This is a genomic window from Prochlorococcus marinus XMU1405, from assembly GCF_017696275.1.
Taxonomy (GTDB): domain Bacteria; phylum Cyanobacteriota; class Cyanobacteriia; order PCC-6307; family Cyanobiaceae; genus Prochlorococcus_A; species Prochlorococcus_A marinus_AB.
In genome coordinates this window covers 541,966-556,780 of sequence record NZ_JAAORF010000001.1, presented here as the reverse complement: position 1 = coordinate 556,780, position 14,815 = coordinate 541,966, and the positions used below count along the sequence as shown (strand labels likewise).

The 14,815-nt window shown below is 32.7% G+C and carries 14 protein-coding genes; 6 read left to right on the top strand and 8 right to left on the bottom strand.

The genetic code is table 11. From position 1 onward, the window contains the following. Window positions 1-8: 8 nt before the first annotated feature. Genes glgA through menD form a run of 3 tightly spaced genes read right to left on the bottom strand, consistent with a single transcriptional unit; the run spans window position 9 to window position 4,152 of the window. Window positions 9-1,460 (bottom strand): glycogen synthase GlgA, encoded by a 1,452-nt coding sequence (gene glgA, locus HA148_RS03155; RefSeq protein ID WP_209130127.1) that lies wholly within the window; start codon window positions 1,458-1,460, stop codon window positions 9-11. Between the two features lie 35 nt (window positions 1,461-1,495). After that, window positions 1,496-2,353 (bottom strand): 1,4-dihydroxy-2-naphthoyl-CoA synthase, encoded by an 858-nt coding sequence (menB, locus tag HA148_RS03150; RefSeq protein ID WP_209130125.1) that lies wholly within the window; start codon window positions 2,351-2,353, stop codon window positions 1,496-1,498. A 35-nt stretch (window positions 2,354-2,388) separates the two neighbouring features. Beyond that, window positions 2,389-4,152: a 2-succinyl-5-enolpyruvyl-6-hydroxy-3-cyclohexene-1-carboxylic-acid synthase gene (gene menD / locus HA148_RS03145; protein WP_209130123.1), complete on the bottom strand. Its 1,764-nt coding sequence runs from the start codon at window positions 4,150-4,152 to the stop codon at window positions 2,389-2,391. 50 nt (window positions 4,153-4,202) lie between these two features. Between menD and lepB the strand changes: the two genes are divergently transcribed. Both lepB and HA148_RS03135 read left to right on the top strand, forming a co-directional pair. Next, the gene (gene lepB, locus HA148_RS03140; protein WP_209130121.1) at window positions 4,203-4,787 is read left to right on the top strand and encodes a signal peptidase I; all 585 of its coding nucleotides are present in this window, start codon (window positions 4,203-4,205) and stop codon (window positions 4,785-4,787) included. Between the two features lie 45 nt (window positions 4,788-4,832). Then, on the top strand, window positions 4,833-5,168 hold the full coding sequence (locus HA148_RS03135) for a DUF760 domain-containing protein (RefSeq protein ID WP_012007422.1): 336 nt from the start codon (window positions 4,833-4,835) through the stop codon (window positions 5,166-5,168). Window positions 5,169-5,173: 5 nt separating this feature from the next. On the opposite strand, the gene HA148_RS03130 is transcribed toward HA148_RS03135, so the two are convergent. Genes HA148_RS03130 through HA148_RS03110 form a run of 5 tightly spaced genes read right to left on the bottom strand, consistent with a single transcriptional unit; the run spans window position 5,174 to window position 10,250 of the window. Further along, a complete protein-coding gene (locus tag HA148_RS03130; protein ID WP_209130119.1) occupies window positions 5,174-6,346 on the bottom strand; it encodes a DUF4336 domain-containing protein in 1,173 nt (390 codons plus the stop codon). Beyond that, window positions 6,343-7,215, bottom strand: a complete 873-nt coding sequence (locus HA148_RS03125) for a metal ABC transporter permease (protein WP_209130117.1) — start codon at window positions 7,213-7,215, stop codon at window positions 6,343-6,345. The genes HA148_RS03130 and HA148_RS03125 overlap by 4 nt, the downstream gene beginning before the upstream one ends. 12 nt (window positions 7,216-7,227) lie before the next feature. Next, window positions 7,228-7,992, bottom strand: coding sequence for a metal ABC transporter ATP-binding protein (locus HA148_RS03120; RefSeq protein WP_209109799.1), 765 nt, complete (start codon window positions 7,990-7,992; stop codon window positions 7,228-7,230). 3 nt (window positions 7,993-7,995) lie between these two features. After that, window positions 7,996-8,895 carry a metal ABC transporter substrate-binding protein gene (locus HA148_RS03115; RefSeq protein ID WP_209130115.1) on the bottom strand — a complete coding sequence of 300 codons (900 nt, stop codon included), beginning with the start codon at window positions 8,893-8,895 and terminating at the stop codon, window positions 7,996-7,998. Window positions 8,896-8,915: 20 nt separating this feature from the next. Then, window positions 8,916-10,250: a YcjF family protein gene (locus HA148_RS03110; RefSeq protein WP_209130113.1), complete on the bottom strand. Its 1,335-nt coding sequence runs from the start codon at window positions 10,248-10,250 to the stop codon at window positions 8,916-8,918. 165 nt (window positions 10,251-10,415) lie between these two features. On the opposite strand from HA148_RS03110, the gene HA148_RS03105 reads away from it, so the two are divergent. Genes HA148_RS03105 through HA148_RS03090 form a run of 4 tightly spaced genes read left to right on the top strand, consistent with a single transcriptional unit; the run spans window position 10,416 to window position 14,806 of the window. Next, entirely contained in the window at window positions 10,416-10,838 is a 423-nt protein-coding gene (locus HA148_RS03105) for a hypothetical protein (protein WP_209130111.1), read from the top strand. Next, window positions 10,828-11,844 (top strand): tryptophan--tRNA ligase, encoded by a 1,017-nt coding sequence (trpS, locus tag HA148_RS03100; RefSeq protein WP_209130109.1) that lies wholly within the window; start codon window positions 10,828-10,830, stop codon window positions 11,842-11,844. The genes HA148_RS03105 and trpS overlap by 11 nt, the downstream gene beginning before the upstream one ends. Window positions 11,845-11,847: 3 nt before the next feature. After that, complete coding sequence (gene thrS, locus HA148_RS03095) at window positions 11,848-13,764, top strand: threonine--tRNA ligase (RefSeq protein ID WP_209130107.1); 1,917 nt, start codon at window positions 11,848-11,850, stop codon at window positions 13,762-13,764. Between the two features lie 10 nt (window positions 13,765-13,774). Further along, the gene (locus tag HA148_RS03090) at window positions 13,775-14,806 is read left to right on the top strand and encodes a glucokinase (RefSeq protein ID WP_209130105.1); all 1,032 of its coding nucleotides are present in this window, start codon (window positions 13,775-13,777) and stop codon (window positions 14,804-14,806) included. Window positions 14,807-14,815 lie beyond the last annotated feature (9 nt).

The window sequence follows — 14,815 nt, the reverse complement described above, 5'->3', positions numbered from 1 at the left end:
AAATTAAGTCATACTTTTTTTAAAGATGGATCAGCCGATTGTCCGTAAGAAAATTTTTCAACTTCAGCAAAATCTGGAGATGGTTCTTTTATTCCACAAACATCTTTGTACATAATTTCGTATTCGAGCGCGGATCTTTGCCAACTAAACTCTTGACTCATTGCTCTTTTTTGCAACAATTTCCAACTATCTTTATGCCTAAAGGCCTCCCAAGATCTTACTAAAGATGTATAGAAATCTATAGGTTCAAAGCGATCGAAGCAAAAACCTGTGCCACTATTATTTTCTGGGTCATAAGGTAAAACTGTATCAACCAAACCTCCTACTCGCCTTACTATTGGAATAGAACCATATCTCATGGCAAGTAGTTGACTAATGCCACAAGGTTCGAATCTACTTGGCATTAAAAATGCATCAGAGCCACCATATATAAGTCTTGATAAAGAATCATCATAGGTAAGAAATACAGAAAATCTTCCTGGGTAATCTAATGCAAGTTGCCATAATCCCGACTCTAAATATCTATCTCCAGTCCCTAAAACAACTATTTGCGAATCTGTATATGCTAAAAGTCTTCTTGAAACTTGTAGAAGTAAGTCAACCCCTTTCTGATCAACTAACCTACTGACCATTCCTAAAAGATATTTTTTAGGATTAACTTCGAGACCCATTTCTCTCTGCAGAATTTTTTTATTTTCTAGCCTATTTTCTAAATTCTTAATGCTAAATTTTGCAGGCAAAACTGGATCCTTGGCTGGATTCCATTCATCAAGATCTATGCCATTAAGAATTCCCCTTAATTTACCTGAAATGTAATTAAGTAATCCTTCAAGGCTTTCCCCGTATTCATGAGTTTTAATTTCATCGGCATAAGTCGGAGAAACAGCATTGACCCTATCTGCGTACAACATTGCCGCAGCCATTGTGTGGTCTCCATGCATATACCAAGGACACCAAGTCATTTTTTCAAGTTTCCATCTCCAAGGGCCTTGGTATTTTAAATTATGAATTGTGAAGACAGTGCTAATTTCGGGGTCCTGATGCATCCAAACAGGGATCATTCCAGTATGCCAATCGTGGCAATGGAGAACTTGAGGTTTCCAACAATTCCAGGCAAATTCTGCAGTAGCACTAGCAAAAAATGTAAAGCGCCAGTCCTCATTTTCGCCTCCGTATATTTGGTCAGAGTCAAATGTTGGATGACCCACTAGATAAATCACATAATTATGTATGGGATGTTTTGCTTCATATACGGCGAAATCAGTGCCCATTGTATTTGCTCTAAAGAGTGGTTCATTGGAAACCTCTAAAAGGCTCCACAATTTCCCATATCCTGGAATTATTACCCTTACATCGTGACCAAGTTTTATCAAAGATGGAGGTAACGAACCAACCACATCTCCCATACCTCCAACTTTGATCATTGGAGCACATTCAGCAGCGGCAAGAAGAATTCTCATTGATAACTATTTAAAAAGTTCTTTTGAAAAATAAACTAGGGTGTCCACTTATAGTCAGAAAAGTCTGGTGGACGCTTTTCAAGAAAGGCATCTCTACCTTCTTGAGCTTCTTCAGTCGCATAGAATAATTGAGTTGTGTATCCAGATAATTCTTGAATACCCGCAATCCCATCATTCTCCGCATTGAATGAAGCTTTAAGAATACGAATAGCAGTTGGACTATTTCGTAAAATCTCTCTTGCCCAGATTACACCCTCAGCTTCTAATTCTTCAATCTTTGTAATTGCATTTATCAAGCCCATCTTAAGAGCTTCTTTGGAATTATATTTTCTACATAAAAACCAAATTTCTTTTGCTTTTCTTTGACCAACAAGTCTTGCTAAGTAACCAGATCCAAAACCCGCATCAAAACTACCAACTCTTGGACCTGTTTGACCAAATATTGCATTTTCAGAGGCGATACTGAGATCACAAATTAAATGAAGTACCTGACCTCCTCCAATTGCAAAACCAGGAACTAAGGCAATAACCACTTTTGGCAAACTTCTTATTAATCTTTGAAGTTCAAGTACATTTAATCTCTGCTTCCCTTCATCATTTTTATATCCATTTTCACCTCTTACGCTCTGATCACCTCCAGAGCAAAAAGAATAGATACCTTTCTTGTCAGGACCCGCCCCTGTAAAGAGAACTACGCCAATAGTTTCATCATTTTTTACGATATTAAATGCGTTAATGAGTTCATCTATAGTTTGTGGCCTAAATGCATTTCTTTTTTCAGGCCGATTAATTGCAATTCTCGCAATTCCCTCATCTGATTTGTGAAACAATATATCTTCATAAGATTTGCATTCTGACCAATTTAAAGTTGTTTTACCGGGTAATACTTGCATGAAACCAAATTATTCAAAAATAGAAAATGATAAATTTAACTGCCAATTATTTTTTCTAGCAGAGCATTTTTTTCACAAATTTCACTTTCTGGATCAATATCAACTTTAATTATTACAGATTTCTTGATAGAAATGCTCCAATCGAATGCCTCTCGTAATTTTTTAAAATTTGCCACACTCTTAAAGTTTACTTGATAGGCCTCTGCGAGTTTTGACCAGTTTATTTCTTTTGGCATGAGAAAAAGTTTTTTTAATTCCTCTTCTTTTAAATTTTTTTTATAAATACGATTAAATATATTTCCGCCATTATTGTTTATCAAAAGAATTGTTAAATTCGTGTCGATTGAATTTTCAATCAGCCAACCGTTTATATCATGAATAAAAGCCAAATCTCCAGTCACAAGAAGTAGAGGCTTTTTAATTCTAGAAATACCTAATGCAAGAGATAAAGTACCGTCTATGCCGGAAGCTCCTCTAAAGCTGAAACAATTTCTTGTTAAAGTACCATTCTCAGAAAATGTAAGCCAATCTCTAATCGGGCTACTCGCAGAGAGCATTATAGGATTTTCAGCTGGCCAAAGTTTTGGAACAATATTTGCAATCATATACTCAGTAATTTGATTATCTTGAGTAATTTTCTCTTTTAAAATTTCTTTTATCTGCTCTCCTTCCTCTATTAAATCTAGAGCCATCGGAGTAAGAGACTTTTTGTTTTTTTCATTAATTGATAATTCTTCTAACAATAAATTAGTAAAATTTGATAGCCCAAAATCATATTCAAATGATTTTTTTATAGGATCCAATTTTCTGAAGTTTTTTTCTTTTATCAGAATTTGTATCCCATCGAAGGTTGTTAAAAACTTCTCCAAATCAATTGAGGATGACATAGGGCCAAGCCTCAAAAGCTGATGACAATTTACTAAATTCTTATTTTTTCTTAAGACTAATTCCCAATTAACAACTAAACCTCTCAAATCAGAACAAACGCCGGAAACAGGATCAGCAAATACTGGCCAACCAGTAATTTCTTGTAATTGCTCTAAAGATTTATTGAAAGAAGTTAAATCATTTATTGAACCTTGATAGGGACCTACCAAAATAATGCCGGATTCATCTAAATTTAAACTTTTTGAAACTTCTAAGAATTTGTTTTTATCAGACTTTATTTCAACCTCCTGAAATATGTATTTTTTCTTTAAATAAATTCTCTCAAAAACCTCTAAAACATTTTTTTTATTCAAAAATGAAATACCTAAAGGCTTATCAATAGGAATATTTAAATGAATAGGGCCAGGGAAGCTTGATATTTGTTTCTCAGTAATTCGAACTAAATTTAAAATTTCATTTTCTTGTGTTTCATGAAGTCCATTTAGATTTGTACTTAAAACTCTTCTGCAGACTGAACTCAAAAAATCTTCTTGATTTACTGTTTGATTAGCGCCACAATCTTTTAATTTTAAGGGTCTATCAGCAGTAAGAAATATAATACCTTTACAAGATCGGTCTGCCTCAACTGCTGCTGGCAATAAGTTACTTACGGCAGTCCCAGAAGTGGTAATTACTAAAGAAAGATTACCTGATGCAGCAGAAATTCCAAGAGAGTGGAATCCTGCAGATCTCTCATCTATTGAATTAAAAATATTTACCAGTCCTAATTTATTTAATTCTCCAGCAGCTATTGCTAAAGGTGCTGATCTACTACCAGGACATAGTATTAAATTTTGAACTCCTATTTTTATAAGAAGATTCAAAAGTTGTAAACTTCTAAGAAAATTTTTGCATTCAATAGTTGATGTCATAATTTATATAAATGCTTTGGTATTTTCCTTATAACTGAATTAAATAAAACATGTCTACAACACAAGAAAAAAGAAATTCAATACTAAAGGATTTAAAAAATCTTTTAATCTGGATATCTATTGCTTTAATTATACGATGGCAGGTTATAGAGCCAAGATGGATCCCATCCGGTTCAATGCTTCCAACTCTTCAAATACAAGATAAAATTCTTGTTGAGAAAGTAACACCCAAAATCACATCCAAATCAAATATTTCAAAATTAAAAAATAAAATAGTTGTCTTTAACGTTCCTGAACAATTAATTAATGCTGGTTATGAAGCAGATACTGCACTAATAAAAAGAGTAATTGGGATACCCGGAGACAAGGTAGAAGTAAGAGACGGTAACCTTTACTTAAATGATATCGCTCAAAAAAATTACGTTTTTGACAAAAACATTAATTATTCTATAGGGCCTTTTATTGTCCCAGAAGAGTCATTATGGGTGATGGGAGATAATAGAAATAACAGTATGGACTCACATATTTGGGGATTTTTACCATATAAAAAGGTTATTGGTAAGGCTATTTTTAGATATTGGCCGTTTAATAAAATTGGACCTATTCGGTTCCCTGCCCTTAATAATTTAGATTAATGGGTACTTGATGTTGTAGGGTTTTTATATCTTGAAGTTGTAGAAATGTTTAATCCAGAATTTCTTGCTACTGAAAATAATGATCCAAATGATGAGAATGACTTAATACAATATTTACAAAAACAATCTCCTGAAGTTTTGCAAAGAGTAGCAAAATCAGCTAGTGAAGATATTCAAGAAATTATTAGACATAATGTGCAAGGTCTTCTTGGAATGCTTCCTTCAGATCAATTTGATGTAAAAATAACATCTTCAAAAGACAACATTGCTAATTTATTATCTTCTGCAATGATGACGGGATATTTCTTAAGACAAATGGAGCAAAGAAAAGAGCTGGAACAAACTCTTAAAAATGATGAAAACATGTCTATTGAAGAATAATAGTTTTAAAGATTTACTTCATCAGGAATTATTCCTAGTTCAAACAACTTTTTATATAAACCCATCAAAAATTTATTATCCTCAGGAAGTTTGTCCCACTTTTGGGAATTAACTTCATTAATTAATTTTTGACAATCTTCTATTGTAAATTTTATAGGTGCCGTAAAATGCGCTGGAATTAAATATTCCATATCTTCAAAAGACTTGATATGTTCAAGCCATTTAAGTAATACTTCTTTTGAACGGGGAAAAATTAGTTTTTGTAAAACTGGTGCCACTTGAATCTTAGAAGTATCTTCACCCATTATTTCAACAAGAGAGGATTCCCAATCTTCGTCCCATAAAAAGGGATAAATACCGAAATGAGATCTCCAATTTCTAAGATCTTTTTTGAACGAATACTTAAATATTTCTCTCAAAGGTGGAATATTTAATTTACCTGGTTTCAAAAAAGATGAAAATAAGACTAACCTTTTCCAGCCTTTTTTTCTTTGTTCAATGGAGTCAATCAAAGGTTCATCTCCTCTCTCTCTCGAATGAAAAAGAAGTGGAGTTGGATCAAAATTAAATATCTCAGGTGGAGTGGAGTCTATTCCAACTAGTGCGTCAGTTACATGAAGAGTTTTCGTAGAATAATGGAAACAGCTTATCTCTTGATATCTTCCAAGTCCTAAATTCAGTGGGCCTAATGAAGACCATTTAAAGTAGTTCGTATGTGGAGTACCTTCCTCAAACAGTATTCTTGATCTTTTTGATGGAATACCCAAAAAGTCTAGTGGAAGATTGATGGGAAAACTCCACTGTCCAGGACAAAGCCAAATTTCTGCATCTTTGAAAATTCTTGAAAGAGCTGGCAGTCCGATTTTATGTTCTAGTCCGGAGGCACTTGGGAGAATTATTGTTTTTACTTTGCCGTGAATCGCAATTAATTTTTCTAATTCATTTATTAATTCTTTTGTAGGAGGCAGTGGGTTTATTAGCATCAACCCATTATCAACCTTTATTACCGTCATTCTTATTGGAACCGCAACATAATAAAGTCCCTGTATTTGTTCCAAGGACCATATTTGATCAGGAATTAATTCTCTTAAGATTGTTTTCTTTTTCCCATAAGGATATAGGGGAAATAATGGCCACCAATACCACTTTTTGTTAAAAGTTTCTTCCACCACTATCATTTATAACCAGCAAAAAATTTCTTTATCTTAAATATTCCGTATCTTGGAGCGAATAAAAAAGCGAATAAAAATATAAAAGTTTGTGCCAAGACAATTGATCCACCTGTTTCAAGATCAAACCAAAAACTAATGTAGATTCCTATTAGGCTTGAGATAATTGCACTTAATACTGAAATTATTGTCATATTATCAAACTTATCAGTAAGTAAATATGCTGTAGCCCCTGGTGTAATCAACATCGCAACTACCAAAATAATTCCAACAGACTGCAAGCCCACAACTGCTGCCAAAGATAAGCACGTGAGGAGTAAATAGTGAAGAAAAAATACGTTAATTCCAACTGTTTTTGCATGCCTAGGATCAAAACAATACAGCATTAAATCTTTCCTAAAAATTGATAAAAGGATTACTACCAATAAAGAAATGAATATAGTTTGTTTTACATCTGAAAGTGATATTCCTAATGGACTACCAAAAAGGATAGAGTGCAGATCAATATTACTTTTAATCTTAGAAACTAATACAATTCCAAGAGCGAAAAACCCAGTAAATACCAACCCAATAACAGTATCTTCCTTAACCCTAGATTTCTGCTTTATAAACCCTATCAATGCAACAGAACCAACTCCAAAAATAAATGCCCCTAATGAGAAAGGAAGACCTAATGCATAAGCAACCACAACACCAGGCATTACTGAATGTGACACTGCATCTCCCATTAAAGCCCATCCTTTAAGAGTTAAATAACTTGATAGGAAACCACAAACAGCTGCCACTAATGAACTCATAAGAAGTGCTTTTCTCATAAAGTCATGAGTTAAAGGATCTGTTATGAATGAATCTAAAGCTAAAAAAGAACAGAGCTCCATATAATTTAAAATTTAGGATTCAGGTCCAAACAAGAAATCAGGTGAGATTCCTCCAAAAGTAGTTGTAATATTTTCAGGGGTAAACACTTCAGAGGTCTCGCCATAAGCTACAACAGTTTTATTTATTAAAAGAACCAAATCACAAAATTCGCGGACATGAATCATATCGTGCGTTGATAATAATATAGTTTTCCCCTCATTTTTAAATTGAATAAATAATTCCGAGATAAGTTTCTCAGTTCTTATATCAACACCTGAAAAAGGCTCATCAAGAAGTAATATTGACGCCCTTTGCGCAATTGCTCTAGCTAAAAAAGTTCGTTTTCTCTGACCTCCAGATAAATTTCCAATAGGTGTAGATAAATGATCAGTAAGATCAACTCTCTCAATAGCATCTTTGACCGCCTGAACATCAGACTCTCTGGGGCACCTAAAAATATTCATCGAACCATATCTTCCCATCATCACTACATCCCAAACATTTATTGGAAATTGACTATCAATTCCCTCACTCTGAGGAACATAAGCAATTGTCTGATCTTTTTGAGCAGATCTTACAGACTCTCCATTAATTCTAATTTTTCCCTTTGAAATATTTACAAAGCCAGTTAAAGCATTAAAAAAAGTTGTTTTACCAGCCCCGTTCATCCCTACTAACCCGCAAATCTGGCCAGGTTTCAATCTTAAATTGGCATCATACAAAGCCACCTTACCGTTGTAATCTACGCAAATATTCTCTGCATCAATCCTAAAGTTTTGATAATTGATTGATTCCATAATTCAAAAAAGGCCTTTTTTAATTAAATCCAAATTATGCTCAAGCATTTTTATATAGGAACTAGCAGGCCCACTATCATCAGATAATGAATCAACAAAAAGATTTCCTCCAAACTTAGCCCCAGTTTCGTTTGCAACAACCATTTGAGATTCGTTACTTACAGTACTTTCGCAAAATACAGATGGGACATTTTTTTCTTTAACTAGTGAGATTGTTCTTGTCATTCTTTTGGGCGTAATTTGACTCTCAGCATTAACTGGCCATAAATAAACTTCCTCTAATCCATAATCATTTGTTAAATATGAAAAAGCACCTTCACAACTTACTAGATACCTACTGTCTTTATTTAAGTTATTAATAAAAAGTGAGAATTCTTTATCTATTTTAGAGAGTTTTTCTTTATAAATTTTTCCATTCTCTTCAAATAATATCCTTTTGGATGGCCTCAATTCTGATAAAGAATCCACCAGAATATCTACGTATAGGATCCCTCTTTTTGGAGAAATCCAGGCATGAGGATTGGGTTTCCCCTTATAAAAATCTTCACTGATAAAAATCGGATCTAAATCTTCCGCGACAGTTATTCTTTTAACATTTAAATTAGAAACAAATTTTTCAGCCCATAATTCAAATCCAAATCCATTATCAATAAAAACAAAAGCACTAGAGGCATTTACCAAATCGCTCGGAGTTGGTTGGTAGCCATGAACTTCAACTCCAGGTTTCGTTATTGATCTAACAATAAAATCATCTTTTGCAACATTGCTAATTATGTCCGCCAAAACAGTGAAACTTGCGAGTATTACTTCTTTACTTTCATTTTTATTGGATATTCTCTTGCATGAGCCTGAAACAAGAGAAAGCATAAGTAAAAAACTAAAAAAAAGAATTTTTTTTCTCATATTTAAATTTCATTCCTAGATTATGAACTAAAAGATATTTTCATAAGTGGTTTTCTAAGATCAGAAATGAATCCTTGCCAATTTATTTTTTCTTTTTCAAAAGCTTTTTCAACAATTTTCTCAGAATTTTTCTTTATAAAATCCAAATCAGGTTCTTCTACTCCTTTTGTTATTGCCATAAAATCAGCCAAAGAACTTGATACTACTCTTGTTAAATAAGCAGCACTGACAGCTTGAAATGTTCCAGAAACAAGCCAATTTGGTCCATGTAATTTTGTTATGCCAATTAGAGTCTGTCCACTCCATTCAATAACTCCCTGAGCAATTGCAGTCTTTAAAATCTCTTTAGAAACTTTATCTAAAATTTCAGGAGACCAATTACATCCCCATATAGACTTAATTTCTTTAATCATTAATGAATTTAGTACTGTCATTGCCATAACATCAATTGATGGGATAGGAGATAAGAAAACAGTTGTCGCGACAAGAATTTGATTTTTTCTTTGTATAACTTTTAACTGCATTCTTCTTATACCTTCAATTTCAGATTGCCAGGCAACATGAAGTTCTTTCAAGAGCCTTTTTTTTGTATTTTCAATATTTTTAGATGAACTTATGAAAAACCTCCTTAACGAAAAAGGTATATTTATTATTTCATTCTTATTCTCATCAAAAGTAATAATTTTATTTATGAAGTCACTTGAAATTTGCGACTTTAGTTCTTCTATCTGATTTTTGGCTTCTATTTCGTTGGAAGTTAAAGCCACCAACCAGATCGGCATATTTTTAGGAAACTTTTCCAGCCACAAAAAATCATTTGCGGACAAAGGCAAGTTTAAAAAATACAAGATTGCATCACTCTTCAAAGCTTCTTCTGGAATAACTTGAGAAGAATTGTATTTAGGCAGTTTTTTGTATAAATCAAAGTCAAACTTATCAACTTTAAAATGACTTTTTAAAACAGACTGACAACTTTGATAATCTTTTTGTCCAATGCAACTTATTTTTTCTTTTTCAAATCTATTAAGAATCGATTCAAGTGTATTTTGTCTTTTTGAATTCTGTTTTTCTAATTCATTTGTTGCTTCAAGTTCTTCAAAAAAATTTAAATCTTCATTACATAGATTTATCCAACCATCTAAATTATTTGGCTCATTAAATTTAGGCTTTTCATTCTTCAAGTAAAAATATCCCCCCAAACACAATGCAAAAAATCCTATTGAGCCTCCTGCAAAATGAATTAGGTCACTGACAAACCATTCACCAAAACCTAGCAATAATAGAATGATAATAAGATTTTTTTTCGGAAACTTTATGAAATCCTTTAAAAGGTTGTCTTTACTAATATCAAACACAATACTTTATTTTTCTACTATTATTTTAATGCAAGTTATGAATGAGAAAAGCAAAATTTCATAAGTCGTTAATCAAAAGATAAAAAATTAAGGCTTTTCAAAAGACTTATTGCATAACAAGATGCTAAGTTAATAGACTATTTAAATAACTTAAGAAACATCAAGATGTCTAATTCAAATTTCAGCAATAATTCTGGACAAGAAAATTATAGAGGTCGTTCTAACAATGAAAGATCTAATTTCAGAGATAGATCGGGCGGTAGAAGAGATGGAGGAGGATTCCGCATAAGATTGAGTGATAACGAAATGAAAGCTGTTAAATCAATACAAGAGGCCTTTGAATTGAGATCTACCGTTGCAGTTTTGGGTTTCTCTGTTAGAACGCTTAGCGAAATGATCAAAGACGAAAAATTGATTGAATCAATTACAGAATATGCAAAAAATAATAAAAACTCTTCTCCTAATAGACAATCACAAAATCCTTATGAAGAAAAGACAAAAACGGCACCTGACCCTTTTGCAAGACCTGTAAAAAGTACATCAACTGAAGAGATCCAATCTAGCGAAGTAGAAGAGGATGGCAAATAAAAAAAGAATTCTTTCTGGAGTTCAACCAACTGGTGATTTACATATTGGGAATTGGCTTGGGGCCATAAATAATTGGGTTATGCTCCAAGAGCAATATGAGACATTTCTATGTGTAGTTGATTTGCACGCAATCACAGCTTCATATAACCCCAAAGAATTGTCTCAGAACACTATCTCTACTGCAGCTTTGTACGTTGCTTGTGGAATAGATCCTAATATATGCTCAATTTTTGTCCAAAGTCAGATTTCTGCACATTCAGAACTTTGTTGGATATTAAATTGCATGACCCCAATAAATTGGATGGAAAGAATGATTCAATTCAAAGAAAAATCCATACAACAGGGGAATAATGTATCCATTGGATTATTTGACTATCCGATCCTAATGGCTGCAGACATTCTTCTATATGACGCTGACTTTGTACCAGTAGGTGAGGATCAAAAACAACATCTTGAACTTGCCAGAGATATTGCACAACAGAGAATTAATGCCAGATTTAGTAAGGATAAAAATATTTTAAAAATCCCTCAACCAATAATCATGAAGAGTGGATCAAAAATAATGAGTTTAATTGATGGTTCAAAAAAGATGAGCAAAAGTGATCCCAATGAAGGCAGTCGTATTAACTTATTAGATGCTCCTGAAGTAATAACGAAAAAAATAAAAAGAGCAAAAAGTGACAGTTCTATTGGAATTGAATTCAATAACCCTGAGAGACCAGAATCTAAAAATCTTTTGATGATTTATTCAATATTATCTGGCAAAGAAATTTCTCAATGTGAAAATGATTTCTCAGAGACTGGATGGGGGACATTTAAAAAATTAATTACAGAACAACTTATTGAATCACTAGAACCTATTCAGAAAAAATATAAATTATTGATTAATGATCCCTATCAATTAAATAAAATCCTTGATGAAGGGAAGGAAAAAGCTGAAGATTTAGCAAATCAGACTTTAAAAAGAGTTAAATCAAAATTGGGATTCTTTGAAATGGAGAAATAAAATATGCCAATAATTACCTTACCTGATGGTTCAAAAAAGGTTTTCGAAAAATCTGTAACTATTCTAGAAATTGCCCAGAGCATAGGCGCGGGATTAGCTAAAGCAACAATTGCTGGGAAAGTAAATGATGTTCTTCTAGATGCAACTATTCCTATAAAAAGAGATTCCGAAGTTGTAATCATCACATCAAAAGATAAAGAAGGAATTGAAATAATAAGACATTCATTTGCTCACCTTATTGGTCATGCTGTTAAACAAATTTACTCTGATATTAAGATGGCGATTGGGCCTGTAATTGAAGATGGTTTTTATTATGATATTTTTTCTGAATACAGATTTACTCCAGAAGATTTAATAAAAATCGAAAACAGAATTAATAAATTAATAAAAACAAACTATGACGTTGAAATTTTACAAGTTTCTAAAAAAGAGGCAATTAAAACTTTTAAAGAAAGAGATGAGACTTTTAAATTACGAATAATTGAAGAAATTCCTGAAGAAGGGCTCATAAATTTATACAAACACGAAGAATATATCGATATGTGTAGGGGGCCTCACGTACCCAATACTAGACATTTGAGATACTTTAAATTACTTAAATTATCAGGTTCATATTGGAGAGGGAATAGTGAGAATGAATCATTACAAAGAATATATGGAACTGCATGGGCAAAAGAAAAAGAACTCAAAGATTATTTAACAAGAATTGAAGAAGCGGAAAAAAGGGATCATAGAAAACTTGGTAAAAAACATTCACTATTTCATATACAAGAAGAATCTCCAGGAATGATTTTTTGGCATCCAAATGGATGGAGAATTTACCAAGTACTGGAAAAGTACATAAGAGAAATACTCAATAAAAATGATTATTTAGAAATTAAAACCCCACAAGCTGTTGATAAATCTCTTTGGGAAAAATCCGGTCATTGGGAAAAATTTAGAGACGATATGTTCACTACTGCATCAGAAAATCGAACTTATGCAATTAAACCAATGAATTGTCCATGCCATATACAAGTATTTAATCAAGGCTTAAAAAGTTACAAGGATTTACCTATTCGTCTTGCTGAATTTGGTTCTTGTCACAGAAATGAACCCTCTGGTGCACTGCACGGCTTAATGAGAGTAAGAAACTTTACTCAAGATGATGCACACATATTCTGCACAGAAGAGCAAATTCAAGAAGAGGTATCAACTTTTATAGATCTTGTTTTCGAGGTTTATAAAACTTTTGGTTTTGATGAAATAATTATCAAATTATCAACCCGTCCTGAAAAAAGGGTAGGTAGTGAAAAGATTTGGGATAAATCAGAGGAGGCTCTTACCAAAGCTCTCGATAATAAAAACCTGAAATGGGAACTCCAACCCGGAGAAGGGGCTTTTTATGGTCCAAAAATAGAATTCTCCTTAAAAGATTGTCTTAATAGAGTCTGGCAATGTGGCACTATTCAGGTTGATTTCTCAATGCCTATTAGATTGGATGCAACTTATGTGGATATTGATAATGAGAAAAGAAATCCAGTTATGCTTCATAGAGCAATTTTAGGATCCTTTGAGAGATTTATCGGAATCTTAATTGAACAATATGAGGCAAAATTCCCAATTTGGCTTGCACCTTATCAAATAATTTTATTGAGCATTACTGATAGAAATACCGAAAAGTGTTTAAGGTTTAATGAATTAATAAATAATAATGGTTACCGATCAAAAGTTGATGTTAGGAATGAAAAAATAGGATATAAAATTAGAGAGGCAACTCTCGGGAGAGTTCCTTTAATTGCAGTTATTGGAGATAAAGAAGAGGAAGTTGATTCAGTAGCGTTAAGAGCTTTAGATGGAACAAATTTAGGAATTTTCGACCTACCTAATCTATACAAATTAATGGATGAATTAATAGAAAAAAAAGGGAGAACAGAATAATTTCGAATAGATGAATTTTCTAGCTTGTGATTTAGGGGGTACCAAAGTTCTATTAGGAATATTTGAAAGAGTAATAAATGATGATTCGCCTAAATTGTTATTCAAAAAGAAATATATCTCTTCTGATTGGAATTCTTTTGAACTTATTTTAGAAGATTTTCTTAAAAATGAATGCAAAAATATTACACATCCTTCTTCTGCATGTTTTGCTGTAGCTGGTCCTTTATCTAACAACAACGCAAGAATCATGAACTTGTCATGGAATATTTCAGGAAATAAATTAAAAAATAAATTTAAATTTGAACAATGCGAGCTAATAAATGATTTTGCAGTGCAAATTTATGGAATTCCTTTCTTAAAAAAAAGTCAATATTCAACTATCCAGAATGGTTCATATTCTGAAGCCAATAATGATTTGCATGCCATTGTTGGAGCGGGGACTGGTTTGGGCATAGCAAGAGGCCTAATATCAGGGGGAAAGGTAAAAGTTTTAGCTAGTGAAGGTGGTCATGTTGAGTACTCTCCAAAGTCAAAATTAGAATGGGAATTAAAAATTTGGCTTAAGAATTATCTAAAAGTTGAAAGGATCTCCTGTGAAAGAATTATTAGCGGAACTGGTTTATCACGAATTGCCGAATGGAGACTAAGCAAACCTGATGCCCAAAACCATCCTTTACAACAATATTTAACTAAAATTAAAATTTTTGATGCTGCGAGGAAAGAACTACCTGAAAAAATTTGTAATCTTTCTAAAGAAGGAGATCAAATAATGATCGAAGTTGAGAGGATTTGGTTAGGCGCCTATGCCTCGTTGTTGGGAGATGTTGCTCTTCAAGAATTGTGCTTTGGTGGATTGTGGATTTCTGGAGGAACAGCATCAAAACATTTCAAAAACTTTAAATCAGACTTATTTTTAAAACAATTTTTCGACAAGGGAAGATTAAAAGATATTCTTAAAGCAATACCTATAAAAGTAATTTTAGATGAAGAGTTTGGACTTTTTAGTGCAGCCTGCAGAGCAAAAATGCTTTTAAAAACTTAAAAACAAAAA

Coding starts and splice junctions, on each gene's coding strand:
- glgA (WP_209130127.1), bottom strand. CDS start 1,460: ATGAGAATTCTTCTTGCCGCTGCTGAATGTGCTCCAATGATCAAAGTT.
- menB (WP_209130125.1), bottom strand. CDS start 2,353: ATGCAAGTATTACCCGGTAAAACAACTTTAAATTGGTCAGAATGCAAA.
- menD (WP_209130123.1), bottom strand. CDS start 4,152: ATGACATCAACTATTGAATGCAAAAATTTTCTTAGAAGTTTACAACTT.
- lepB (WP_209130121.1), top strand. CDS start 4,203: ATGTCTACAACACAAGAAAAAAGAAATTCAATACTAAAGGATTTAAAA.
- HA148_RS03135 (WP_012007422.1), top strand. CDS start 4,833: ATGTTTAATCCAGAATTTCTTGCTACTGAAAATAATGATCCAAATGAT.
- HA148_RS03130 (WP_209130119.1), bottom strand. CDS start 6,346: ATGATAGTGGTGGAAGAAACTTTTAACAAAAAGTGGTATTGGTGGCCA.
- HA148_RS03125 (WP_209130117.1), bottom strand. CDS start 7,215: ATGGAGCTCTGTTCTTTTTTAGCTTTAGATTCATTCATAACAGATCCT.
- HA148_RS03120 (WP_209109799.1), bottom strand. CDS start 7,992: ATGGAATCAATCAATTATCAAAACTTTAGGATTGATGCAGAGAATATT.
- HA148_RS03115 (WP_209130115.1), bottom strand. CDS start 8,895: ATGAGAAAAAAAATTCTTTTTTTTAGTTTTTTACTTATGCTTTCTCTT.
- HA148_RS03105 (WP_209130111.1), top strand. CDS start 10,416: ATGTCTAATTCAAATTTCAGCAATAATTCTGGACAAGAAAATTATAGA.
- trpS (WP_209130109.1), top strand. CDS start 10,828: ATGGCAAATAAAAAAAGAATTCTTTCTGGAGTTCAACCAACTGGTGAT.
- thrS (WP_209130107.1), top strand. CDS start 11,848: ATGCCAATAATTACCTTACCTGATGGTTCAAAAAAGGTTTTCGAAAAA.
- HA148_RS03090 (WP_209130105.1), top strand. CDS start 13,775: ATGAATTTTCTAGCTTGTGATTTAGGGGGTACCAAAGTTCTATTAGGA.